This window comes from Sutcliffiella horikoshii (assembly GCF_002157855.1).
Lineage (GTDB): Bacteria > Bacillota > Bacilli > Bacillales > Bacillaceae_I > Sutcliffiella_A > Sutcliffiella_A horikoshii_C.
Genome location: NZ_CP020880.1, coordinates 1540886 through 1564230, shown reverse-complemented (window position 1 = coordinate 1564230; position 23345 = coordinate 1540886). Strand labels below are relative to the sequence as shown.

General features: G+C 39.1%; 26 protein-coding genes. 7 read left to right on the top strand and 19 right to left on the bottom strand.

The window, feature by feature from the left end:
- Positions 1 to 122: 122 nt before the first annotated feature.
- From hutP to B4U37_RS08125, 8 genes are all read right to left on the bottom strand, one after another.
- Positions 123 to 563 (bottom strand): histidine utilization transcription antiterminator HutP, encoded by a 441-nt coding sequence (gene hutP / locus B4U37_RS08160; RefSeq protein ID WP_088017814.1) that lies wholly within the window; start codon positions 561 to 563, stop codon positions 123 to 125.
- Between the two features lie 92 nt (positions 564 to 655).
- Positions 656 to 1270: a hypothetical protein gene (locus B4U37_RS08155; RefSeq protein WP_088017813.1), complete on the bottom strand. Its 615-nt coding sequence runs from the start codon at positions 1268 to 1270 to the stop codon at positions 656 to 658.
- A gap of 40 nt (positions 1271 to 1310) precedes the next feature.
- Positions 1311 to 2096 carry an SDR family oxidoreductase gene (locus B4U37_RS08150; protein ID WP_088020218.1) on the bottom strand — a complete coding sequence of 262 codons (786 nt, stop codon included), beginning with the start codon at positions 2094 to 2096 and terminating at the stop codon, positions 1311 to 1313.
- 114 nt (positions 2097 to 2210) lie between these two features.
- The gene (locus B4U37_RS08145) at positions 2211 to 2513 is read right to left on the bottom strand and encodes an ArsR/SmtB family transcription factor (RefSeq protein WP_010192379.1); all 303 of its coding nucleotides are present in this window, start codon (positions 2511 to 2513) and stop codon (positions 2211 to 2213) included.
- A gap of 85 nt (positions 2514 to 2598) precedes the next feature.
- Entirely contained in the window at positions 2599 to 4653 is a 2055-nt protein-coding gene (locus B4U37_RS08140) for a hypothetical protein (RefSeq protein ID WP_088017812.1), read from the bottom strand.
- The gene (locus B4U37_RS08135; RefSeq protein ID WP_010192376.1) at positions 4653 to 6794 is read right to left on the bottom strand and encodes a zf-HC2 domain-containing protein; all 2142 of its coding nucleotides are present in this window, start codon (positions 6792 to 6794) and stop codon (positions 4653 to 4655) included. The genes B4U37_RS08140 and B4U37_RS08135 overlap by 1 nt, the downstream gene beginning before the upstream one ends.
- Before the next feature lie 835 nt (positions 6795 to 7629).
- Entirely contained in the window at positions 7630 to 8655 is a 1026-nt protein-coding gene (locus B4U37_RS08130) for a C40 family peptidase (protein WP_010192372.1), read from the bottom strand.
- Between the two features lie 321 nt (positions 8656 to 8976).
- Positions 8977 to 9873 carry a manganese catalase family protein gene (locus tag B4U37_RS08125; protein WP_010192370.1) on the bottom strand — a complete coding sequence of 299 codons (897 nt, stop codon included), beginning with the start codon at positions 9871 to 9873 and terminating at the stop codon, positions 8977 to 8979.
- 174 nt (positions 9874 to 10047) lie between these two features.
- Between B4U37_RS08125 and B4U37_RS08120 the strand changes: the two genes are divergently transcribed.
- From B4U37_RS08120 to B4U37_RS08110, 3 genes are all read left to right on the top strand, one after another.
- Positions 10048 to 10140, top strand: coding sequence for a YjcZ family sporulation protein (locus tag B4U37_RS08120; protein ID WP_010192368.1), 93 nt, complete (start codon positions 10048 to 10050; stop codon positions 10138 to 10140).
- A 186-nt stretch (positions 10141 to 10326) separates the two neighbouring features.
- Positions 10327 to 10800: a hypothetical protein gene (locus tag B4U37_RS08115; protein WP_029326309.1), complete on the top strand. Its 474-nt coding sequence runs from the start codon at positions 10327 to 10329 to the stop codon at positions 10798 to 10800.
- A gap of 4 nt (positions 10801 to 10804) precedes the next feature.
- On the top strand, positions 10805 to 11605 hold the full coding sequence (locus B4U37_RS08110) for an alpha/beta fold hydrolase (protein WP_010192363.1): 801 nt from the start codon (positions 10805 to 10807) through the stop codon (positions 11603 to 11605).
- Positions 11606 to 11612: 7 nt separating this feature from the next.
- On the opposite strand, the gene B4U37_RS08105 is transcribed toward B4U37_RS08110, so the two are convergent.
- Complete coding sequence (locus B4U37_RS08105; protein WP_010192361.1) at positions 11613 to 11900, bottom strand: hypothetical protein; 288 nt, start codon at positions 11898 to 11900, stop codon at positions 11613 to 11615.
- 349 nt (positions 11901 to 12249) lie between these two features.
- On the opposite strand from B4U37_RS08105, the gene B4U37_RS08100 reads away from it, so the two are divergent.
- The 3 genes from B4U37_RS08100 to B4U37_RS08090 all read left to right on the top strand — a co-directional run bounded on the left by B4U37_RS08100 (position 12250) and on the right by B4U37_RS08090 (position 14963).
- On the top strand, positions 12250 to 12435 hold the full coding sequence (locus B4U37_RS08100; protein WP_010192359.1) for an aspartyl-phosphate phosphatase Spo0E family protein: 186 nt from the start codon (positions 12250 to 12252) through the stop codon (positions 12433 to 12435).
- A 310-nt stretch (positions 12436 to 12745) separates the two neighbouring features.
- Positions 12746 to 14431, top strand: a complete 1686-nt coding sequence (argS, locus tag B4U37_RS08095; protein ID WP_088017811.1) for an arginine--tRNA ligase — start codon at positions 12746 to 12748, stop codon at positions 14429 to 14431.
- A 76-nt stretch (positions 14432 to 14507) separates the two neighbouring features.
- Entirely contained in the window at positions 14508 to 14963 is a 456-nt protein-coding gene (locus B4U37_RS08090) for a DUF2269 family protein (RefSeq protein WP_010192355.1), read from the top strand.
- 816 nt (positions 14964 to 15779) lie between these two features.
- On the opposite strand, the gene B4U37_RS08075 is transcribed toward B4U37_RS08090, so the two are convergent.
- The 7 genes from B4U37_RS08075 to B4U37_RS08045 form a co-directional block, all read right to left on the bottom strand.
- Entirely contained in the window at positions 15780 to 16034 is a 255-nt protein-coding gene (locus tag B4U37_RS08075; RefSeq protein ID WP_010193252.1) for a hypothetical protein, read from the bottom strand.
- A 143-nt stretch (positions 16035 to 16177) separates the two neighbouring features.
- On the bottom strand, positions 16178 to 17146 hold the full coding sequence (locus tag B4U37_RS08070; RefSeq protein ID WP_088017808.1) for an ABC transporter permease: 969 nt from the start codon (positions 17144 to 17146) through the stop codon (positions 16178 to 16180).
- The gene (locus B4U37_RS08065; protein ID WP_010193250.1) at positions 17146 to 18063 is read right to left on the bottom strand and encodes an ABC transporter ATP-binding protein; all 918 of its coding nucleotides are present in this window, start codon (positions 18061 to 18063) and stop codon (positions 17146 to 17148) included. The genes B4U37_RS08070 and B4U37_RS08065 overlap by 1 nt, the downstream gene beginning before the upstream one ends.
- A 15-nt stretch (positions 18064 to 18078) precedes the next feature.
- Positions 18079 to 18855: a hypothetical protein gene (locus B4U37_RS08060; RefSeq protein WP_010193248.1), complete on the bottom strand. Its 777-nt coding sequence runs from the start codon at positions 18853 to 18855 to the stop codon at positions 18079 to 18081.
- A 13-nt stretch (positions 18856 to 18868) separates the two neighbouring features.
- Complete coding sequence (locus B4U37_RS08055; protein WP_088017807.1) at positions 18869 to 19561, bottom strand: ABC transporter ATP-binding protein; 693 nt, start codon at positions 19559 to 19561, stop codon at positions 18869 to 18871.
- A complete protein-coding gene (locus tag B4U37_RS08050; protein WP_088017806.1) occupies positions 19558 to 19935 on the bottom strand; it encodes a GntR family transcriptional regulator in 378 nt (125 codons plus the stop codon). The genes B4U37_RS08055 and B4U37_RS08050 overlap by 4 nt, the downstream gene beginning before the upstream one ends.
- The gene (locus tag B4U37_RS08045) at positions 19932 to 20717 is read right to left on the bottom strand and encodes a hypothetical protein (RefSeq protein ID WP_088017805.1); all 786 of its coding nucleotides are present in this window, start codon (positions 20715 to 20717) and stop codon (positions 19932 to 19934) included. Before B4U37_RS08045 ends, B4U37_RS08050 begins: the two co-directional genes overlap by 4 nt.
- Positions 20718 to 21007: 290 nt before the next feature.
- On the opposite strand from B4U37_RS08045, the gene B4U37_RS21935 reads away from it, so the two are divergent.
- Positions 21008 to 21163, top strand: coding sequence for a hypothetical protein (locus B4U37_RS21935; protein ID WP_010193242.1), 156 nt, complete (start codon positions 21008 to 21010; stop codon positions 21161 to 21163).
- 237 nt (positions 21164 to 21400) lie between these two features.
- Here B4U37_RS21935 and B4U37_RS08040 read toward each other — a convergent pair whose 3' ends face one another.
- From B4U37_RS08040 to B4U37_RS08030, 3 genes are all read right to left on the bottom strand, one after another.
- Entirely contained in the window at positions 21401 to 21745 is a 345-nt protein-coding gene (locus tag B4U37_RS08040) for a TIGR04104 family putative zinc finger protein (protein ID WP_010193239.1), read from the bottom strand.
- 121 nt (positions 21746 to 21866) lie between these two features.
- Positions 21867 to 22244 (bottom strand): cytochrome-c oxidase, encoded by a 378-nt coding sequence (locus tag B4U37_RS08035; RefSeq protein WP_088017804.1) that lies wholly within the window; start codon positions 22242 to 22244, stop codon positions 21867 to 21869.
- Positions 22245 to 22335: 91 nt separating this feature from the next.
- The gene (locus tag B4U37_RS08030; RefSeq protein ID WP_088017803.1) at positions 22336 to 23292 is read right to left on the bottom strand and encodes a nucleoside hydrolase; all 957 of its coding nucleotides are present in this window, start codon (positions 23290 to 23292) and stop codon (positions 22336 to 22338) included.
- Between the last annotated feature and the right edge of the window lie 53 nt (positions 23293 to 23345).

Here is a 23345-nt window from a genome sequence, read left to right as displayed (position 1 = left end):
TTTTCCCGCTGTTTCTCCATAGACGATTTCCCCCTTTTCCCACACAAAAAGAGGCCATACTTCGACCATGTAATATGATCAAAGTACAGCCCCCTATTTATCAGCAACTATGGGCAAAATATTTAAATGTGATTTATTCCAAGACCAATTGTTTCATGCTCCGATCCCCTGACAGGAGCCCCAATCGTCCCATAAAGTGCAACTGCAATCCAGTCACCTTCTTCTAACTCCTCATAAGGATTTCCCCTTACAACGGAAAAACGCAATCCTACGGTCCTCATGACAGAACCAAGCTGCACTTGACCGCGTGTCACTCCACTAAGCGCATCCATGATGGCATGATAGAGAGCATGTGTTTCCCTGTATCCATCGGATTTGATGATACCTTCCCGCTTGGCAGCAGTTTCAATGGCTGCTACCACTTTTTGCGAATCCATGGAACCAACTTTCCCCATACAGCTTTTCCATTGTGACGGTGTTACCACCGGAAATTCCTCTTGGTCGCCGTTCATCGCGAGAAGTATTGCATATTTGCCAATTCGTCGATCTATCGCTAGTACCATATGCATTACCTCAATACTGAAAATTTTCTAATAACTAATGTCTACCTCAAGTGTAAATTTGTCCGTGCCTTCCTGTCAAGGAGTTTCTCCTTTTATATTTCTTGAAACTCCTTGGACATCATGTAATATTGCAAACCTTTTGTGGACGCTAAAGCCTGTTCCTTCTTTTCTTTTGCAAGTACATAGTTTATACGGCTTAGAGCAAGTTCCGTTTCGATGGCAAACTTCATCCAATCTTTTCTCATTTCACCTTTTAGCTCTTCCGCCTTCTTATAATCTTTTTCTGCCACTGCAATCCCAGCTGTGATATACGTCTTAATTTCCTGCTGATCGACTCTTACAACTTGCTCTTTTGCCTTTGTGTAATTGCCGACTCTTAAATAATACTGAGCCCAAAAAACTGCAGTCTTTTTCCCCTTCCACTTTCGTTCAAGCTCCTCCAACTCTTTCTTGGCACCAGTCAAGTTTCCATGGGCCAATTCTAAAATAAACCCATAGTACGGCTCATGACGCTTTTTTTCTAAATACTTCTCTATTTTCTCCACATCCCGGGATAAAAACATATATTTAACGTCCCTGTATGATAAGGCAATAAATGCTAAAACAAGGAGACCAACAAATATCCAGAAGTTGAATTGAACATTTAGAACGCCCAAGATAATGCCTATTGCAAAGCCTCCAAGTATTAACAACAATAAATTCTTCATAACTTCCTAGCTTCCCTTCTCTCTAACAATAACCATAAATTTAAATAGATTTGACCATGCCTCCATCAACTAAGAACGAGCTGCCAGTCATATAGCTGTTGGCATCTGATACTAAAAACGTTACCACTTTGGCAAATTCCTCCGGCTCTCCGTAACGACCAAGCGGTATCCCTGCCTTGACTTTCTCTTCCATCTCCGTTTTGGTGATACCCTGTTTCTTGGCATTGACTTCATCCAAAAACGCCACTCTGTCTGTAGCAATTCTTCCAGGTGCTACCGTATTGATCAAGATATTATCTCCAGCAAGCTCACCTGCTAATGTCTTAGTCAATCCAACGATGCCTGTGCGGAACGTATTGGATAGAAGTAAGCCAGGAATTGGTTCCTTGATGGAGGATGAAGCGATATTGATGATTTTCCCTCCGTTTTTCTTAAGGTGGGGAAGTGCTTCCCTGATGGTTCTAATATAGCTTAATAGATTTAATTCAAAAGCCTGCTGCCACTGCTCATCGGTTATCTGTTCAAATGAACCGGCAGGAGGACCCCCGGCGTTATTTACCAAAATATCAAGTCGACCATATGTATCCACCGCATGATTTACGGCACTTTTAATTTGAGTAGGGTCAGTAATGTCTGTTTGGATATAAGAAGCCCTCCCACCTTCATTATCCATTAGTTCACGCTGCACATTAGCTAATTTTTCCTCGTTTCTGCTCGCCAGAACCACATTGACTCCTTCATCAATGAGAGAAGAGGCAATTGCCTTTCCAAGACCTTGGCTAGAAGCCAAAATTAAAGCCGTTTTTCCTTTAAGATTCATTTCCACCAACAACACGCCCTTTCTTTTCTACTACTTTTATTATAACGTTTACAATTTGACTTGTAACGAACGAAACCTAAGAAAAAACAGCCACACTCTCATGGCTGCCTCCACTACAAACTATAAACACTCACTCTCCACAATTCCAATTAAATCTTTAAGCATGGCAACAGATGGCTCCAAACTCAGAGAATAAATACGTTGAGTTCCTTTTTGCTCGATTTCCACAAGTTTATTATCACGTAAAATTTTCAAGTGGTGGGAAATGGCCGGCCTGGAAAGCCTGGACGTTTCTGCGATCTCAGTTACAGTTAATGCTTCTTTTTCAGCCAATAGCAGAATAATATCCTGTCTTGCTTCATCCGCCAGTACTTGGAATAATGGGATACAATCGCGAAATGTTTGAATCGCTTTTTCATTCATATAAAATACTCCTTCATCGTCCACTTCATCTGATTTCCATTATACCAAGAAAGTACTGCAATTGGGACATGCAAACGCCAATCCACTAATTTAGTGGAATTCTATATTCCTTTTTTCCAAAAAAATAATCATTCGATATTTGACTAGCTTGTATCATTAATTGTGATTCTTCAGGATCCACTTCCACATTAATCAATTCCACTTTTTCGTTTACTGATTGTCGATCATACCAATCATAATCAGGGATATTATACACATTCATCCTTTGCCCGTTATCATCAAAAAACTCCCATTGAAAGTTACGTTTTTTATAATTTTGAGTTCGCTTCCCTGTAATAAGCACATTCGTTAGTTCCCCTTCTTGCCTGTTTACAGACAGCTCGTCCATTGTGTATCCATCTAAATCAATATTCAATGGTTGCTTCGTTGTTTCCTCCAGTGGAACGGTAAGTGAATAAACCCCCGGTTCAAAATAAAAGATGGTCTTAATTTCTGCAAAAAGCTTTTCATCCGCTTTAGCTACACGTTTGATTTCCATTAAGTCCTGATCAGTGTAAATATTTGAAAAATCAATTTGATTTATGGAGCTCACATTATTTAAAGAAGGATAACCGATTGGAACCAGGTACTCATTTGTATTGTTGACCAATACCACAGAGGCAAACACATCATGATAACTCATTAAAAAATGTTCATCATATTTCTGATTTGTGAGTTTCAGGTTTGTCTCTATTCTTTCGATTTCCTCTTCCTTCAGCCTTACATCATATTTCAGTCTGGTACCATACTTGCCCTTCTCTAAAGTAAGGATTTCCACTTCAATTTTTTCATCAACAACTAGTATTTCATTTAATTCCAGCAATTCAATATCTTCCATTGCTTTATCATATTCTATCGGAAGCTCAATCTTCCAATCTCCGCCCCTGCTATTCAACATATGATATTCAATGATTAGAGTGAAGTTTTCCGGCAGTGCTGCTTCGTTCAGTGCTCTCACATAAAAATTCGCGTCAACTAAACTTTCCTGGCTAGCTCCGTTTTCTACCATAAGACTATCCTTTGCGGATGCAGCCTCCATCGCATACGTTTTACCATCTTCATCCTTGGCATAAACGGTAAACCTGTCAACTCCACCACCGCCTGCTCCCTTTTCTTCACTGGATACTTCATAGTGAACCACCATATGTAAAGGATCAACATGCACGTTTGTTATTTCTACCGTAATATCATTGTCTTCTGCTGTATAAGTACCCTTTGCCCATACATTATAGAAACTGCCGTACATTAGATAATTACTTGCCATTTTGGTCCAAGGGGTAACAGTCGGCAGAACAACAAACCCACCGACAATCAAGGCAATCATTACACCAATTACACCTAACTGATAAACCATCGTTCGTTGTTTTGGTTTTATGACCGAATATGGGGTTAACTGTTGTAATACCTTTTCATTAAAATCTACTTCCAGTGACGGAGATTGAAGCACCTGCTGTAACATGCTCTCTTCCCGCTCTATTAGTTGAAGCAACTCTCTGCATCCCGGACAAAATTCCAAGTGGTCGTCCATACGGATCTCTTCCGGACTCCCCAGTAATTCATCCTGATAGGCAATTAGTTCCTCCACTCGCAAACATGCTTCTGTAGAATTATCAATTTGGGAAACTAACTTTTGCCGAATTATTTTTTTTGCTTCCAATAGATACCCAGTGAAGTCTCTCACACTATTTTCCGAAAAATCCGCTTTCCGTTCATCCGTTAACTCTAAGAGAAAATAGGAAAATAACAGGGGAACTCTCGTTTCCTTTGGTAAAGAAAGTATCTCTTCCTGCAATTGCATATAATGAGGATTGTCATATAGCCAGTTCCCAAAGCCATCTCCATTTTCCAGCATCGGCAACTTTTTCAGTAGAGGTAATACCTCCTGATACAACCAAAACGAGAACAGTTCCTTTTCCTGATAGGTTGATAGGTTTTTAAACGCTTTTATAAAGCACTCATTGGTAACTCTTTCAGCTACTTTCTGACTACCTGATAACCAATATCCCATTCTGTAAACACTGTCTTTATATTTTTCAATGATTGGTTCAAAAGCTGCCAAGTCACCTGCTAGTACTTTTCCCACATATATTCTTTCTTCCATTACTCTGACTCACTATCATTTTTTTCCTCTTGAGTAAACAGAGGGAACTTTTCCCACTCTTTTTCATCGTAATGGGTATAAATATAGTCCGCTTTTATCACCAAAGTTTCAGGAAAAACATTGTTATGTGGGACGATATCAACATGCAGCAACTTTTTCTTACCTTCCTTTTGCATGTCTTCGTAATGATACCAGCCTTCTGTTGGAATGTAATTACCAGATTGATCCGACACGCTCCAGCCAATATCTCCACGTGCTCCCTCCTGTTGATTCTCCCCATTAATGATGAGCGCATACTTAGTGATATTTCCTTCCCCATCCTTTTCAGGGGTTAGACTGTAATCCAATAACTTATAATTACTGAATTCGCTCTCTAAAGGAGTCGTTTCTGTCTCTTTAAGTGGTACTTCCAGAGAGAAAAATGTTGGCTCTTGAAAAGAGGCCCCAAACATTTTTATATAAAGTTCTTCCTCAGGATTTTCTATTTTCCCCTGTATTTGATGGTTGCCCATTTGTTGTTGTTGCTCATTACCAATGTAATAATTCGAAAAATATAATTCTACCGGTTCATTGGGTTCATAAACCATAAAGTGAAAGTAATTAGGCAAGACAAGATGCTCTTCTTCCGTTGTAACATGAAGTCCAACATGACGACCCTGAAGTATTTCTTCCATCCTATATTCCTGATCATGTTCCTTCAAGAGCTTCCTTAATCTAGCTTCCTCTTCTTTTGTATGGTTGACTTTATACCTTATTCTGCTGCCGTTTTTACTATAGGTAGCATCCATTATATCAACGACTGCTTTATCGTCAATGTTTATCGTTTTATCCAATTTAACCGTCACAGCTGTGTCTTCTACCTTGTCATATCTTATCGGAATTTCTATGTTCCATTTTCCATATTGTCCCTGGAGCCTAGCGAAATTTATTTCAAGGTTAAACTCGTCAGGTAGCTTATCAGGCATTTTCAAAAGATAGTAGGGCCTTTCTTTTTCCTCCCCTTCCTCTTCAGCAAGACTCCTTGCATGCCGAAGATGATCTGGTATCGTTGCATCAACGGGGTAATGGCTACCAGCTTCATCTACAATTCTTAATGGCTTCGAGCTATAAAAATCCACATCTTCAACTGGAAATTTTTTAGGTGGCTCATCACCTACTCTACTAATCTCATAGTAGACAGCCATATACAGAGAATCGATTTCCACATCTGTAATCTCTAAAGTTATACCTTCATCAGTAACTGCATATGTACCTTCCGTCCAGACATTATAAATGGTTCCATGCTCCATATAAGTGGAAACCATGGATGCAAGCGGCTTAAGGGTTGGTAAAATAACGACACTGAATAAGAAGATTGCGCCTAATATTCCTACAACACTAAGTTGATATTTCCACGTTCGATGCTTTGGTTTTGCCGGTACATAAGGGTCAAGCTTACTCAATACTTGATCGTTAAATGATTCATTAAGTTTTGGGTAGTCCAACACCTTCTCTAACGTAGCTTCTTCTTGTTTAAGCAAATGTAATACTTCTCTGCAATCCGGACAGAACTCTAAATGATCATTCATCTTCTGTTCCGCTTCATCGCTTAGCTTTCCATCAAAATACAAAGAAAGCTCTTCCTCACTATGGCAGTCTTCGCCTTCTTCATGGATTTCACTTGATAAAGTGCAACGGCGGATTTGTTTTAAGGAGGCTGAATAGTTCTTTTCTATTTCCTCCTTGCTTTTTCCGATAAATCCCGAAAGTTTAGCAGGTGTAAAATCCATCAGCTTAATTAGAAGCAATTGAAACTTAGCTTCAGGTGCCAAGGAATGAAGCGCTTCTTCCATCTCGATATAATGTGGATTATGAAATGGCATTTTGGCCTGTTTAGTATTATCCTTTACTCTCTTCTTACCTAATAGGGGAATGAATCGTTCGTAAAGCCAATCAGAAAAAAAGATTGATTCTTCGTATTTTTCTAGGTTTTGATAAACCTCAAGAAAACCTTGTTCTATTAGTTTTTCTGCTTCTGATTCCGTTGCAGACATATGATATGCTACTGCAAAAAGCTTGTCCTTACTGCGATCAATTATATGAGAGTATTTATCTTTGTTGCCAGACAATATCTCTTTTATTTCTTGACTTTCTTCATTCAAATCCTTTTTCACCCTTTTTATGAATCTTTTGTCTTATATCGACAATTATACCATTTACATGGTTTATTTTCAGAAAAATGAATGTATTATTTGATTAATGTTCATAAAAAAAGAAGCCACCAATTTTCAGCAGCTTCACTAGAATCTTCGAACAATATCACTTTTTAGGTATATCTCTAATCTTTTTTCATCCATCGACGCTTCCTGTCTTTTCGCCAAATCCTCATTTTTTCTTCCGAATAGTAATGTTAACATTGTTTTCATCCTCCATCATTCCTTTGTTTTGTTCTCACTCTTAGTATAGATTTTGACGCTGTTTTCGATAACATACTGCAGAATGGTTTTCTTTCATTCTTTTACCTACAGTCATTTCCAGCTTTATACCGAACGATACTAAGTCTTGAGGAGGAGATAAGAAAAACCAGGCAAAACTGCCCGGTCCTTTTTGGTTGCTTGGTTGTGCTCCGCTGTGGGTTTCCGCAAATGGCTTCGCTTTCCTAGAGGCTCACGGACCGCCCGCAGGCAAGCGAAGCGCCAGGAACGGAAATCAACCGAATCATATACTTTCTTATCTCTAAAAAAAAGCCACGAAAAAAAGAGATGCATCCGATTCATCTCTTTTTTCCTGGCATCAAGTTTGGGAAAGTAGCCTATTTTAATGATAAAGGGTAAAGGTTGTTCCGTTGCATCTATTCATTATGAAAAAGGGGAGTAATTCATGACATGTTAGACAAAGCAACAGCTTTCTGCTAAAAGTGTGAAACAACCTTACAAGATTCATTATATTCATACTTTGTTAAACTGGTTTGATGGTTATATTAACATTTTGTAAAACTTAAAGAACACGAACCGCTTTCACCGCTCTCGGTTTCCAATAAGTATTATAAGAAGAGAAAGCAACCCCTGTACTAGTAGCAGCATGAAGAAGCGTGTTTGAATCCGTCACGATGGAAACGTGGTTGATGATCCCATCTCCATCTGTATCAAAAAATACCAAGTCCCCTTTACGGATATCACTCAATGGTATTTCGTTTCCTACATTCGCTTGTTGCGCAGAAGTTCTTGGTAGGTTGATTCCGTTTTGAGCAAATACTTTTACCGTATAAGAAGAACAATCAAATGCATCGGTGCGGTTTGTGGAAGCGCCATACAAGTATTTTGCTCCTAAATATTTTTTCCCTGTTTCAATAATTGCATCCGCTTTTGCCTCCCATGAAGCATCATTACCAGGAGTAGCAGTTACATCTCCTGGGATATTAATAACTTGTCCAACGTAAATACGGTTTGCATTTTGTATGGAAGGGTTGGCAGACAACAAGGCATTAAGTGTTACACCATGTCTGTTCGCAACAGATGAAAGGTTTTCCCCACTCTTGATAATGTAAGTACTAGCTTTAGGCGCAGGTTTGCTTGGACTAGGAGCAGGTGCGACAGGTTGACTCGGTGCCGTGCTACTTGGTGCTGCCACGTTTATTTTCTGGCCTATATAGATTCTGTTAACGTCCTTAATGGAAGGATTTAGTTTCAAAAGATTGGCTATAGTTGTTTGATGTTTCCTTGCAATGATGGACAAAGAATCTCCGGCTTTAATCGTGTACGTAATAGAAGTAGGTTGGCTCGGAGCTGGTGCTGGTGCTGGTTGAGATGTGGCACCGCCTGCTTGTAATAGTAACTTTTGACCTGGATAAATAAGATCGCTATTAAGGTTGTTCCAAGATTTGATATTACTAACAGAAACTTGATTATTGTTAGCTATCTTCCATAAGGAATCACCAGATTTCACAACATAATCAGAAGCATAAGCTTGTCCAGAAAACATGATGGAAGTTACAAGAGCACCTGCCATTACTTTCTTTTTCATTTTTGTTCGATTCTCCTCTTTGGTCACTTTTTCTATGTATAGTTGTATAGTAGCACGAATTTTTCAACAATAATATAGAATTTTCTTCACATTTATCTTAAAAACGACAAAAAGCTTGTAGAACGAAAGTCTCTACAAGCATGGTCATATAAAACACCGCTGTTGATTTCCGCAAATGGCTTCGCTTTCCGCGGGGCGACCTTGAGCCTCCTCACTTCGTTGCGGGGTCTCAACAATGCCGCTACTCCCCCGCAGGAGTCTACGCCTTTTGCTCCAATCAACAGCTAAAAATCCGCTTATTTTCAATAATACAATTTTTAACTAAATCCCAGCAGAGCGTTGGAGTCTTTTGGCGATTTCCATGAAGTCTTCTTGGGATATTCCTGGTGCAAATTCTTCAGGGACACTTTGGAGGTCCGGCATTGGTGCACCAGGTGGAGAGCCTTGTATGACTTCAAGCTTTCCTCCATCTTCAGGATGACTTCCCTTCCAGATCATAGCTACATCCTTATAATCAGTCGGACTGAAGGTGTATAGCTTTCTATGTGCTCCTTCTGCTTCAAATTTTCTAGTCGTTTCAAACGCCTTATTTTCCAAGCTCGGTATCGGAACAAGCTTTGTAATGTCTACTCCTGTTGCTATCTCCAAGGCTTTCGCATATGCTACCACATGCACCCCACCCCGAACGAGGAGGTAGCCGATCATTTCTCTGGCCACTGGATTGTCTGTCATCTGATATACCCTCATCTTATGGGTTCTTGCTCCGCATTCCAGAAAAAAGTTATGCAATAGATCCAACACCAAGTTGCCACTGTTGAAGACATTATCACCGGTCCATGCCCTGCCCATTGAATCTCCAGGGAGAGCCGTTTGAGCATTGGCGATATATTGATAGGTGTTGCGGAAATCTTTGGTGTCTCTTAGCGGCGTTGCATCCGGTGGAGCAGGATATGTAACACCCTCAAGCATCAGGTTAATTGTTGTGGTTACCAGCTCAACATGACCAAGCTCCTCTGCTGTAATACTTGCCACCAAATCGAAGAATGGTTTTAACTTCTTTTTATTGCGAAAATTAATGGATTGAAACATATAGTTATTGAGTGTAGACATTTCACCAAATTTCCCGCCAAGCAGTTCTTGAACAGCCGCTGCACCATTGGGATCTGGATTTTTCGGTTTAGGCAACGGGATCAGCAATCGATTTGTACGACAGAACATCTTCTCTCACCCTCCTCTATCCAATCAAAAAGGCTCTATTTACTTGTATGATTTCTGGGAATTGTCCTATAACCAAACAAGAGGCATTTATCATAGATACAGGACATTCGCCTATACACTATGGGTGTTTGCAACATAAGGTATGTTATCAACGTCAAAAGGAGAGATGTATAAATGGGCAAAGACGCAGGTTGTGGAGCAGGCTTCACACTTTTCATTATCTTATTTATTCTTCTTATCATCATCGGAGCGGCTTATATATATTAACCCTATAGAGCTAAAACGCAGGAGCCAATATCCCTGCGTTTTTTTCATGAGGAATATACGTGTAATAAACATAATTCAGAAGTGATAGGTCAAGCTAAGGAGAGAGTAATGGCTGGAGGAATCTATCTATGCAAGAAAAATGCGATCAACATATGGACATACATACTAATACAAGGCCTTTCATATATGAACAATCCCCTTGAGCGTTTACTATGGAGCATTGCGCTTCCTGGATTTGGCCAATTACTCAACAAAAGATATATTAAAGGACTCACCTTTATCTTCTTGGAGTTTTTAATTAATGTTCAAGCTAATTTCAATTCCATTATCCTGTACAGTTTTAATGGAGAAATGGATAGGGCAATAACAGAAGCAAATTACTTGTGGCTCATGTTTTATCCTTGCTTGTATTTTTTTGCGATGTGGGATGCTTTTAAAGATGCGGGTGGTGGAAGATCACCTTATTCCTTTCTTCCCTTCGTTAGCTGTGCTTATTTTGTTACAGTTGGCCTGATGCTATCGGGAAAAATAAAGCTATTGGGTGTAATTGTAGGACCTGTTTGGACGCCTATGTTATTTGTTATACCTGGTCTAATTGTTGGTTTTCTGGTGCGGAGAATATTATTGTTTTTCACCAATAAACAAGTTCAAGGAGGGTGAGAATATGGGGTATGTTCGCACAAGGGATAATGTAAGGATTTTCTACCGATTAATTGGAAAAGGACCTACTACCATTTTATTTATCCATCCACCTGGCATGGGCCATATCACGTTTAAACAGCAACTACCCTTGTCCAAAGATTTCCGACTCCTATATATAGACTTACGAGCTAACGGAAACAGTGAGAAAGGGAGTGCCCCTATCAACTTTCCCATTATGGCTAGGGATCTACACGATGTATGTAACCAGTTAGATATAGACAAAGTATTCATATGCGGCTATTCCAATGGAGCCTCCATTGCTATGGAAACTGCATTAAGATACCCGAACTTAGTGGAAGGGCTATTATTAATTGGGGCATTTTCAGAAGTCAACTCGGTATTATTAGGAAGCGAGTTTCTACTGGGCATAATGGCATCCAAAATGAATATGATGAAGCCAATAGCAAATGTAATCGCATATGCACACTCTTATTCCAAGGAGTTTAAAAAGGACATGGCGGATTATATGTTAAAAACAGATGCAGACACACTTTATCAAATGTATGTAGAAGGTCTAAATTACAATTGCACCAAGAAGCTGCAGTCTATTGCTTGCCCCATCCTTCTCGTATATGGACAAAAGGATTATTATGTTCATCATTATCAGTATAAATTCATCACCCGCCATCACAATACTAGGGTTATCTATGTAAGTGGAGCTAAACACCAAATCCCAACCAAACATTCAACGGTCCTTAATGCGATTACAAAACAATTTATTCAAAAACAAAAACAAACAAAAGGGAGTCAATCAACTCCCTAGACTAGAATTATTTGATTGTAAATGGTGTGTTTTTATTTTTAGTAGAAACAGGGGAGTTTGGCTGCATGCAATTGTGAGCAATTTTCATGCGGCTTAACGTGGTTTTCAGCGTATCACTTGCATCTTTTTCTTTGTCTAATTGGATATTTGTCATATCTACCATCGCCCGCACAACATTTTCAAAAGCAATACGAAGCTTTTCGTCTTGGAGGGATTTTCCGTCTTTGACAATCATTTTCACCAATTCATTTGCATAGACATTCATCTTTTCCACTGCTTCCACTTTCGTATTCATGACGCACTCCTCCTATAGAATCATTTTGTTAATAATTATGTGAGAAAGCGATAAAGCATGCGTTAACTCCTAATCCAACCTTTGACTATATTATTCTGTGATAATTGCGAAATTCCTTCTCTTCGACAAAACAAGTCACACTCACAAAAAGTTCGACCTAATCCTCTCTTATAAAGCCAAATATCTGTGGGAAAAAAAACTAAAACCGTGAAATAAAAGTAGTAAAGAAAATACAACTTTTCGATTTCCGAAGTTTTTCAGGATAATACCTACTTTTTACACATAACCTATTTTCTTACAAAGATTTTTCGACTATAATATAAGAAATTGTGAAGAAGGAGTGATAAGGATGAGACTCGTAGAACTTGCCGTTGAGAAAAAACGAAGCCAAATGATGCAAACAGCGTTTAAAACTGGACTGACATCTGTAGAAACCGTTAGGCTAAGTCAAGAGCTTGATGAAATGTTAAATGTCTTTATTCCTCCACACCATGAAGAACACCAACATAATCAACCAAAACTAGATAAAAAATAGTTACATCATTTTAAAAATTGTGTATAATTACATCAAACTTTTATAAATTATTCATTGATGAAAAAGAGAGTAGTCTATAGATGGCAAATAAAGCGAATCAGGGTCGGTGAAAGCCTGATGCAAGTCTATAGAATGAAGCGCACTTTTGAAATGAAATGGGCACATCCCCTTTAACGATGATAAGCGGCTTTTCTGATAAATATGTGAAAAGCAATTAGAGTGGTACCGCGGGCACATGACAACAAGCTCGTCTCTTCAACAACTTGAAGAGGCGGGCTTTTTATATTTATTTTACTAGGAGATGATCTAAATGAAACTGACAGCTCTTGCAGCAGAAACACTGCATAGTGTGATCCCTGAACTACAACTAGATAAAATTACACAACTTTTAGAAAAACCGAAACATGCCCAACACGGTGACCTGTCCTTCCCGTGTTTCGAATTAGCGAAAATGAAAAGAACCGCCCCGCCCCTCCTAGCTGCAGACATTGCAACACAACTAAGAAACGCCATGATTGAAAAAACAGAGGCAGTAGGTCCTTATGTTAATATTTTTTTCAGAAAGGACATGATCCAACAAAAGGTTGTTTACATAATTCTGAAAGAAAAAGAAAACTATGGCACGATTCATCTCAAAAACAAAGAAACCATCGTCTTAGATTTGTCCTCGCCCAATATCGCTAAACCTTTTTCCATGGGGCATCTACGCTCGACAGTGATCGGGAATGCCATCGCTAACATCCTGGAAAAGTCCGGATTTGAAACCGTACGGATTAACTACTTAGGAGACTGGGGCACACAATTCGGGAAGCTGATTGCTGCTTATCTAAAATGGGGAAAAGAAGAAAAAATCCGCCGGAATCCGATACCTGAACTGTTAAAGCTTTATGTCAAATTTCACGAAGAAGCAGCAGTAAATACAGACTTAAATGAGGAAGGGCGTAGATGGTTTAAGCAGCTGGAAGAAGGAAATGAGGAAGCAGTATCTTTATGGAAATGGTTCAGGGAAGAATCCTTAAAAGAATTTAATAAAATTTACGCACTTCTTGGGGTCACATTTGATTCTTATCAAGGAGAAGCGTTTTATAACGATAAAATGGACCAAGTGGTTCAAATGTTAGAAGAACAAGACTTGTTAAAAGAGTCAGATGGTGCGCAAGTAGTGGAACTTGATGACCCTTCGCTTCCACCATGCCTTATAAAAAAATCGGATGGTGCTACCCTTTATGCAACTCGTGATCTCGCTGCAGCACTATATAGAAAGAAGGTGTATCAATTTTCAAAGGCTCTATATGTCGTGGGACAGGAGCAATCCATTCATTTTCAGCAAGTGAAAGAAGTGTTAAAAAAAGCCAATTTTGATTGGGCAGCAGAAATGCACCATATCCCATTTGGTCTTTTATTAAAGGACGGCAAGAAAATGTCCACTCGAAAAGGTAAGGTCGTGTTATTAGAAGAAGTCTTGAAAGAAGCAATTCAACTTGCCGAAAGAAATATTGAATCCAAAAACCCTGATCTTCCTGATAAAGAGGAAGTGGCCCGTCAGGTTGGTGTCGGTGCCGTCATTTTTCATGACTTAAAAAACTACCGTGTGAATTCTGTTGAATTTTCCCTCGAAGATATGTTGAAGTTTGAAGGAGAAACTGGACCTTATGTTCAATACACTTATGCTCGTGCTAACTCCATCTTGAAAAAAGGCAAGTGGACTGGTGAGGTCATTGACAAAGGATTAGGTGATAACTATTCATGGGAACTGACAAAACTTCTGCAAGAATATCCAGAAGTAATTGCAAATTCAAACAAGGCCTACGACCCCTCGTTGGTCGCAAAGCATATTGTTGATGTGTGCCAAGCTTTCAACAGTTGGTATGGCAATGTAAAATTCCTTCAAGAGGACGCTGAAAAAGGTGCCAGACTTGCATTGGTATCTGCTACTGCTATCGTCATTAAAGAGTCCCTGCGTTTATTAGGAATTCAGGCACCTCAAGAAATGTAACAGATATCGGTATTAAGAACATGAATCCGGCATTCCCCTCATATATTGAAGTATCAATAGCATTGGGGGGATGCCTATGAAATGGCTTGTACTGATTCATGTCTTGGTTGCCGTCATCGGAATTGGTCCCACATTTTTCGGAAATATACTTCTAAGAAAGCATCAGACCATTTCAGACCTTCGACACAATATCCTATTACAACACAAACTTGACTACTTCCCTAAAATTGGTGGAACACTTGCCGTAATCACTGGCATACTGCTAGTTCTCTTTGGCAACTATGGTTCTATTCTCCAAGTTTGGCTTTTTGGTTCCCTTGTTATTTATCTTTCCATTCAAGTCATTGTAATCGGATTTATCTCTCCTGCCCTTAGTGAACTTCAGCGTTGGCTGCTGCACCCTGAAAACAGAGCCTCTACTCAACTTCCGGCCCAGCAGGACGCCACTCTCCACAAGATCAGTAATCTCTACTGGTTAGTCTGCATTCTAGGGTTTCTCATTTTTATCTTGATGATCATCAAACCATCTTAATCTATAGGTCATCTCCTTTGCAGCTGAAAGATATCGTTATTTGGCTTTATTAGGCGGAGGTGTTGGCCTATATTGATTAAGCGAATTGAACTGCAGGTTGGTATTGATACAGGTTTTGGGTGGCATTTATAGTTGAAAAATGGTCGGTGATGCCTGTTCAGTTCCAAATGTCCGAAGATTTTTAGGTTTTGACCGAAGATTTCGAAAAGTTGACCGAAGAATTTCAATAGTTGACCGAAGTTTTGCTGAAATTGACCGAACCTAAAATTCAATTGTCCCAACACCCCCTAAAAGTTGACCAACCCTCAAATATTATGTCCAAACCCTCCCCAATTCCATCGTTTATTTGACCGAAGAAATGAGAAAAATGTCCGAACCTTTTTTTTTGCCAAAAAAGAGACAATATTATGATAATACAGCATTTTTCAACTAGCCGCTGTTCCTTTCCGCAAATGACTTCGCTTTCCGCGGGACGGTGCTTGAGCCTCCTCACAACGCTTCAGGGGTCTCAATCTACCTATACTCCCCCGCTGGAGTCTACGCCATTTGCTCCAATCCACAGCTGGAAATTGCGTAAATGTAACGTTAATGCTTGATTCAGTTAACTCGGTTATGTGCTGTTTCATAACCCCTTTGATGAATGAGGTCACCTTGTTGATTGTAGTGGAAGGCGCGCAGACGCCCGCGGGAGGAAGGGACAGGTGAGACCCCACAGGCGCAGACTAGGAGGCTCATGGACCGCCCGCAGGCAAGCGAAGCGCCTGGAACGGAAATCAACCGTACTTTATACATTCAAAAAAAGAGGCGCCCTAAACCTCAGGCACCTCCCACTCCAGTATCCGCTCTTTTCCTTCTCCGATAAAACGCTTCTCTCCCCATATAGCTGTTAAAAAGAAGCTCCATTTTCTCCAAATCTTCCTGCAGCACTATCGGGTCCCGTTCATCCCAATACACATAAGAAACAAAATAATACTTACGGATGGGGGAAAAGAGTACCTTGGAATGCGGAAACTTATCAAAAAACCCTTGTATCTGCCCTTTTTTCATATACGAAATATTCACCAGTTCCATCAACATCACCTACTTGGTTAAATATTAGTCGAAATTACAGGCAAGGCAAACGGGCTTATCATTGTAATACCACATACACATCTTGAATACACCATTAAAACTCTACCTTACACTATATCTAACAGTTCATTCCGCTAAAAAAGTTAAGCAGCAATATCTCGTTTCACAAATGTCCAGAAACTTACTACATGCAGCAACACAAAGTAGATTAAAAACATGACAGTAGAGAAGCCAAAACTAACTCCTGGGACAATTTGCATTCCTTCAAGCAATGATTCAAAATGAATGTTGGCAAACGGAGAATACTTGGCCCATTCAAACTTCATGGCAACAAGCGTTGTAATCTGCGTTCCTGTAAATAAAAGAAATAGTGAAATCCCAATTGCAAGCGAATTATTCCGGAACACACTCGATATCATGAAAGCAATGGTAGCGAACATAATTACTCCTAAACTGCTCAATGCCATTTTCAAGATCAAGTATAAAAATGGATGAACCTCTTGCACTTCACCACCAGCATACAAAAGGTAAGGCGTACTATCAAAACCAAAAGCAATAGCACCGGTTACAAAAGTACTTACAAATAGAATTGTATAAAAAATGACTATGAACACAAGGACACTGATGTATTTAGCCAGCAAGATCTTACTTCTGCTTATCGGTCTGATCATTAAGAGTTTGATAGTCCCCCAAGTAAATTCACTTGCTATCATACCTGCAGCTATGATGACAACGAATAGTGTAACCAGGCTTGTCAATCCAAAATTTTCATCCATATATGTCCACACAGAGTTGCCAGTTGTAGGTTCCATATCATTTTCCAAGCGATGCTCATTTATTGCCAACTGTCGCTCTAGGTTGCTTCTATCCCCTTCCTCTGACTCTTCAATCGTCATTTCCAGGTATTCATTTTCCTGCTCTAAGGATTCCTCCCAGCTAAGCTCTTGGCCATTGGCACCACTTTCACTTCTTGCATCGTCAAGCATCGAGCCCATCATGATGGTAAAAATGACTCCAACGGCTGACAATAATACCAATATCGCACTCATCACATAAAAGCTTGGCCTTCTAAACCATTTAATTAGTTCATTTTGAATTAAATTTTTCATCATTAGACACCTCGCTCCTGTGACGTTTTTTCTAAGAATTTGTCTTCAAGGGTTTTCGTTACTTCCTTCACTTCAAATACAGCAATCTCTTTTTCTACTAAACTTTTGATAAACAATGGAACAGCTGCACGATCTATCTCCGCCTGCAATTTACCCTCTGCAAGATTATGAGTCATATCCATCTCACGCATCAATGCCATCGCCTCTTCCACCGGTTCACATTCCAGCTGATACAAGGTTTTTCCGCCATCGTTAATGAAGTCCCTGATACTTTGAATATCGATTAACTCACCCTTTTGGATGATACCGACTCTATCACACATCAATTCCATTTCGGATAATAGATGGCTTGAAACAACAATCGCCATTCCTTCTTCTCTGGCAAGACTTCGTAAATAGTCTCTTATTTCCCGGATACCTGCAGGATCCAGTCCGTTTGTTGGTTCGTCAAGTATTAATACTTTTGGTTTATGTAGTAAGGCCTGTGCTATTCCCAAACGCTGCCTCATCCCCAAAGAATATGTCTTCACTTTTTCCTTGATCCGGCCAGTCAATCCAACCAATTCTATTACTTCATCCAGTCGTTCTGCTGTGATCCCGGGCATCATTCTGGCATATTGTTTCAAATTCTGATATCCCGTTAGAAATTTATACATTTCTGGATTCTCAACGATTGCCCCCACTTGGCGGACCGCCTTTTCATAATCGGTCTTGATGCTTGCTCCGTCGATGTGTATATCACCTGAAGTGATACTCATCAATCCAACCATCATTCGAATGGTTGTCGTTTTTCCGGCTCCATTTGGTCCAAGAAAGCCAAACACTTCTCCTTTATACACTTCAAAAGATACATCTTTAATGATTTCCTTGGTACCTATGTCTTTACAAACATTTGTAAGCTTTACTGCCACATCACTCATGTTACATAGCTCCTTTTATACTTCTATTTTCTTCACATTTTTTACTGAGAGGAAAAAAACCAAAACACTTACCGCTAGAAAAACCGTAAACAGTCCAAAGGAAAACTCTGACAAACTTACCCCCAACGAAATTTCCTGATACCCATTCTCCGTTTCATTTGTGACTAGAGTACCTAATGATACGGACGGAAAACTGCCAACATCCTTGAGTCGATCATATAAGGTACTAAGCATGAACCCCTCATGTATCACAAAAATAAAATACGCAATTATCCCGCTAAAAGCAATGCGCACATATTCAAAGCGCTTCCCTTTTGCAACAGCAATTTGAGACCAGAAAAAAATGGCCCAAATCGCAAGATACATACCTACACCTATAATCGTACCTATTAATGCAAAGCCCTCAATAATTTCCTTGCCTTGAAGAAAGGGCTGGCCACTGATGAAACAGGAAATGGCATACAGAAGGATGGCAAAAGTAATGGACAGCAAACAGTTGAACATTGAGATTAGCAATTTACTAGAAAGTAGAGATCGAGCGGGATTTGGATTATATAACCACATCTTTAATTTTTGCTCTTTTACAAGATTCATAACCATATCGGTTCCCATGTAGAAAATATGGATGCTTATTAAAGTCAGCCCAATAGCTATAGAAACTTCCGGCTCATCCATACTTAACGATAACCCTACACCTAACATCCATAGCGCTAGAATAAAAAGATAATTCTGCAGTTGCGCCTTCATCGAAAGCTTCCAATCTTTTAATAACAGCCCCGTGTAATAACCCATTCTTTCTCCCCCCTTACTCCTGTAAATTTGCAATCATCCAGTCTTTAACCGACAGTCCATCCGATTCCCTAATATGTTCTACGTTTTGATGGGCCATAAAGTTTCCATTTTTTATTAACACCACTTCATCGAGCAGTGATTCAATTTCATCAATTTCATGGGTGGCAATAATAATCGTCTGATTACCGAAATCGAGGAAGGTTAGGAGCCCTTTTACAATCGAATCTCTCACCATGGGATCCAATCCTGAAAATGGCTCATCCAACAGAATGTAATCCGCTTGCCTGGCCAATGCCAGAACAAGCTTCAATCTGCCTCTGTTACCTTTGGACAACTCTTTTATTTTTTTGGATGGCTCAAGTTTCATGAACACCAAAAGCTCTTCCGCCTTCTCTTTGTCGAAATCCCCGAATTGGGAGGCGTAGAATTTGACCATGTTTTCTACTGAGAAAGCATCATAAAATACGTCAAGTTCCGTCATATAGGCTACCTTTCTTGCAATCTTGCGGCTGGCTATTTCCCCATCCACCGTCACCTTACCTTTATCAGGTCTTACCAAACCGGCAATCATCTTCAGACTGGTAGACTTTCCGCTGCCGTTTGGACCAAGCAAACCAATGATTTTTCCTTTTTCAAAAGACAGATTCCCATCCTTCACCGCAATATCTTTGCCATATTTTTTACTAACCTGTTCGAATTTGATCATTTCTGATTCTCCCCCTCCTCCAAAAATCTTTCCACACTTTCAACAATTTCCCTTTCTGATGCACCGATTTCCCTCATACTCTGGACAAAGCTTTCAACAACTTTAGTTTCCATGGCTTTTTTCAAATGCAAAAGCATTCCCTCATTTTCCGTAACAAATGTCCCTTGCCCTCTTTTGGTTTCCACGATTTCCATCCTCTCCATTTCACTGTATGTTCGTTGAATGGTATTTGGATTTACACCTGACTGAATGGCCATTTCCCTAACGGAAGGAAGTTTATCTCCAGGCTTTAACACACCTCGAACGATTTCTTTACTTATACGATCAATGATCTGCAGATAAATTGGTTTATCAGCATCGTATTTTGCTGTCATTTTACTTCCACCGCCTTATTTAAAAGCCAACTTGATAGGAAAAAGAGTCCAGTTATTTTCAATGTAGAGAAAAGCAAACCTACCCATGAAATCTTTTCTCCGCCAGAACTGATCCAAAGACCATCTTCTCCTATATGGACATTCATGAATTTTGTCATTTCAATTGGAACAGGTAAAACCGATTGCAATCCTCCCAACAACTGTTTTTCTATAAATAGAATCAAAAGGAAGCTAACAATGATAAATAACGTGAAAAGGACTACTTTAAACTTTGCTAAATAATTGAACCTCCCCATCGAATGGTAGATTGCCCAATAAAACGTATAGAACATAGCGAGTTCTAATCCACTAACTGTTATTAGGACACTCATTTGAAAAATAGATCCTGCCGTTAAGAGATTTACCGTAGTTCCGCCCGGATAAAAGAAAATTACTGTTATCCCTAACAACAGAAACGCCATACATAAACTAGTGATTTGGAGTAAAATCCCTGTCAAAAGTTTACTGCCTAAGATCATGGACATAGAACGAGGGCTATGCAGCCACATTTGCGACTTTTCTTCCAAGCTCAGTCCTGCCCCAACAATCATCGTGATATAAATAACATGGATACCGATAATCATGGATGTCGCAATATATAATAGTTCATGGTTATTGGTGAGCACACTCCCACTCAATACAACAGCCCAAATAAAGAGCTTGAAACAAATAAGAAGTATAAAAGTATTTTTAGATAGCAGCCATTCTTTTCTCATCAACCCTTTAAAAGCATGTGTTTTCATTAAAACTCCCCTTTCTGTTTTAGTGTTCTAGTTAGATAGTACACTAAGACAAATTAGAACGTCAATCCTTTTTTCAATTATTTTACAATGGGTGGATTTCCGTTTTCATCCTAAACATCCTTTTCATTATTCCGATAAAATTAATACCCCTTATTCTTTTATGTGGTAAAATGACACTGGTGTACATATATTTAGTTTTTTTTACAAATTTCTACTTTATTACTTATTATTTGTGAGAATATTTTGTATAATATACTTACAAATTTCTTCATGTGTGTAGGAGTGAAGTGATGGATACGAGAGCGAGAAGAATTGTACGTAATAATAAAAAAAGTCAATTCCATTATTTAATTGTCTTAAAAGATTTTATCGGGTCTTTTGTACTTCATGCTATTTCACTAGTCATAGTGGCTGCCTTCCTGATCTGGGTACTAGATCAGGTGTAAAAACATAAAAAAACGAGAAGGAATCGAAATCCTTCTCGTTTTTTTTATTGGTCTGTTTTCATAAATTTTGTTGCTGTTTCGCAAACTCAAATTAGCCGATATATTACTTACTGTCGTGCTCTTTTCTCTGTTTTACGAAGCATACTACTTGTGATTTCTAGAGTATGTAATCAGAAAAAAGTCCAATTGCCGACTTTTTACCGGTGAATAGCAACAATTTTCGAGAAAAGAGCTTTTTTATTTTGCTTTTTGTTTTTTCTTTTCCTCTACCGGCTGTAGTTTTGATTTCTTGTAACGCACTTTGGTTGCTGCATAAAACACACCGGCTGAACCAAAAATTAACACTATAAGCACTTGGCTCCATCTTGTATGTAAAACCCCCATCATCGCACTTAGCATATAAGCAATAAGAATCGGTATTAGCACGGTATAAAGAGATAAGATAAAACGGAATTTTTCATCTACTTCATAAACGGTTTCGCAACCCTCACATTTAATAGGACGATACCCAAAAAAGACAGAGGTTAATTTGGTTTTATATTTTACTTCTTCTTGACAGTTTGGACATTGGTGAAATGACATGTTCTCGACCCCTTTAAAGTAATTCCTCTTTCATTTCATCATATCAAAAGCAATGCTAAAGGAATAGTTGAAAAACAAAAAAGATCCAGCACACCATTTAGGGTACTGGACACCTTAGAGGTTATTCGCTTTCAGGCTGCTTAACGTTCTTTAAGACATTTATCACAAACAATACAATAGCTAGAGTGGTTAAATTCGCCCCGATAATGGTCAATATCAATAAGGACTCATTACCGTATACTACAAATGCCAAGCCAACCATCATCAAAGGCAAGCCTATATTGTGTAACCAAAAATGCCATGTAGCAAGTTTCGTTTTTCCGGCTGCAGGAAATAAAATATAAATGATACCAGCAAGAGTCAAAGCGGTCCATCCAAGCAAATTAACATGAGCATGTACAGGCGTCAAATTGTATGCATGTGCCGTCGACATATAATAACCGATGCCGACCCCTATCAAAAAATAGATAACGGAAATTTTTATCAACCTAACTCCCATAATCACCCCTCCAGTTCTATAACTTCATACACTACTATATTACGTATTGTGATGAGTCTATAGAACTGGAAAATACCAAATATTACAATACTCATTCTTCATTTGCAATAGGGGAGGACATGACCTTGACGAAGTTTTTAGCGAATTCCTCTGCATTCACCTCTAGTGCAATAGTCACTTTATTTCCCTTTTCATCTGGTCTTGGTCGAAAGTCAGCAATGCTTACTCCCCTTAAATTCCCTTCATCTAACCCCACATTAACTTCCTTCTCCACATACTTGAATGCTTGTGGCGTTGTCACGGCAAATAATGTCATGACATCATGCAAAGGACTTCCTTCTATTCCTGGTATAAGCTTTTGGTAAGCTTCAAAATAATAATCAAATATCTCTTTGATAAGGCTTTGATAAGGGTTGTTTTCTTCTGAAATAATATCATCTATCATCTCAGGTGTGATTATTGCTTCCTTTGTAACATTCAATGGGTAGAGTACACCATTTTTCACTTTTTCCATCACAATTCCTGCAGCAATCGGATCACCATAGAAATTTGCTTCCGCTCCTGCGGTTACATTTCCTGGAGTGAGAAAGGCACCTCCCATTAAATAAAAGCCCTTAATTGCATTCATTGTTTCTGCACCAGCTAGATTAAAAGAAATGGCAAGCGAAGTGGACCTCCCGACATCTACAATTATCAATTCCTCTCCATATTCCTCAATTAATTTAAAGATTGCATCAAAATTTAATAATTCTCCTTTTATCGTATCAGGAGGATTAATTGGCCCTAATCCCTCTTCCCCATGTATCTCTGGATAATAGGGAGTAAACTCACCAGATAGTGGTGTTTTCGCCCCGCCAATCAATACAATATCCTTCTTGCCTCCAAGTTCCAGGAGATAGGCGACATTTTGAGTTGCTTGTTCTTGATCGACATTGCCATAGCTAGTTACAATACCAACCAATTCAAGTTCAGGGTTCAACAATGCATAAATAATTGCCAATGAATCATCAATACCAGGGTCACAATACAAAAGAATCTTCTGAGGCATATATAGCCCCCCTTATTAGATGTTACCATAGTATATTCAACACACTTGGATAT

Bases quoted from the DNA above. Each gene is read 5' to 3' on its own strand.
- B4U37_RS21935 (WP_010193242.1), top strand. From the start codon at position 21,008: ATGGATACGAGAGCGAGAAGAATTGTACGTAATAATAAAAAAAGTCAA.
- B4U37_RS08100 (WP_010192359.1), top strand. From the start codon at position 12,250: ATGAGACTCGTAGAACTTGCCGTTGAGAAAAAACGAAGCCAAATGATG.
- B4U37_RS08105 (WP_010192361.1), bottom strand. From the start codon at position 11,900: ATGAATACGAAAGTGGAAGCAGTGGAAAAGATGAATGTCTATGCAAAT.
- B4U37_RS08125 (WP_010192370.1), bottom strand. From the start codon at position 9,873: ATGTTCTGTCGTACAAATCGATTGCTGATCCCGTTGCCTAAACCGAAA.
- B4U37_RS08030 (WP_088017803.1), bottom strand. From the start codon at position 23,292: ATGCCTCAGAAGATTCTTTTGTATTGTGACCCTGGTATTGATGATTCA.
- B4U37_RS08140 (WP_088017812.1), bottom strand. From the start codon at position 4,653: ATGGAAGAAAGAATATATGTGGGAAAAGTACTAGCAGGTGACTTGGCA.
- B4U37_RS08120 (WP_010192368.1), top strand. From the start codon at position 10,048: ATGGGCAAAGACGCAGGTTGTGGAGCAGGCTTCACACTTTTCATTATC.
- B4U37_RS08035 (WP_088017804.1), bottom strand. From the start codon at position 22,244: ATGGGAGTTAGGTTGATAAAAATTTCCGTTATCTATTTTTTGATAGGG.
- B4U37_RS08145 (WP_010192379.1), bottom strand. From the start codon at position 2,513: ATGAATGAAAAAGCGATTCAAACATTTCGCGATTGTATCCCATTATTC.
- B4U37_RS08155 (WP_088017813.1), bottom strand. From the start codon at position 1,270: ATGAAGAATTTATTGTTGTTAATACTTGGAGGCTTTGCAATAGGCATT.
- B4U37_RS08130 (WP_010192372.1), bottom strand. From the start codon at position 8,655: ATGAAAAAGAAAGTAATGGCAGGTGCTCTTGTAACTTCCATCATGTTT.
- B4U37_RS08070 (WP_088017808.1), bottom strand. From the start codon at position 17,146: ATGATGAAAAATTTAATTCAAAATGAACTAATTAAATGGTTTAGAAGG.
- B4U37_RS08115 (WP_029326309.1), top strand. From the start codon at position 10,327: ATGAACAATCCCCTTGAGCGTTTACTATGGAGCATTGCGCTTCCTGGA.
- B4U37_RS08045 (WP_088017805.1), bottom strand. From the start codon at position 20,717: ATGAAAACACATGCTTTTAAAGGGTTGATGAGAAAAGAATGGCTGCTA.
- hutP (WP_088017814.1), bottom strand. From the start codon at position 563: ATGGTACTAGCGATAGATCGACGAATTGGCAAATATGCAATACTTCTC.
- B4U37_RS08090 (WP_010192355.1), top strand. From the start codon at position 14,508: ATGAAATGGCTTGTACTGATTCATGTCTTGGTTGCCGTCATCGGAATT.
- B4U37_RS08065 (WP_010193250.1), bottom strand. From the start codon at position 18,063: ATGAGTGATGTGGCAGTAAAGCTTACAAATGTTTGTAAAGACATAGGT.
- B4U37_RS08050 (WP_088017806.1), bottom strand. From the start codon at position 19,935: ATGACAGCAAAATACGATGCTGATAAACCAATTTATCTGCAGATCATT.
- B4U37_RS08075 (WP_010193252.1), bottom strand. From the start codon at position 16,034: ATGGAACTGGTGAATATTTCGTATATGAAAAAAGGGCAGATACAAGGG.
- B4U37_RS08060 (WP_010193248.1), bottom strand. From the start codon at position 18,855: ATGGGTTATTACACGGGGCTGTTATTAAAAGATTGGAAGCTTTCGATG.
- argS (WP_088017811.1), top strand. From the start codon at position 12,746: ATGAAACTGACAGCTCTTGCAGCAGAAACACTGCATAGTGTGATCCCT.
- B4U37_RS08110 (WP_010192363.1), top strand. From the start codon at position 10,805: ATGGGGTATGTTCGCACAAGGGATAATGTAAGGATTTTCTACCGATTA.
- B4U37_RS08040 (WP_010193239.1), bottom strand. From the start codon at position 21,745: ATGTCATTTCACCAATGTCCAAACTGTCAAGAAGAAGTAAAATATAAA.
- B4U37_RS08055 (WP_088017807.1), bottom strand. From the start codon at position 19,561: ATGATCAAATTCGAACAGGTTAGTAAAAAATATGGCAAAGATATTGCG.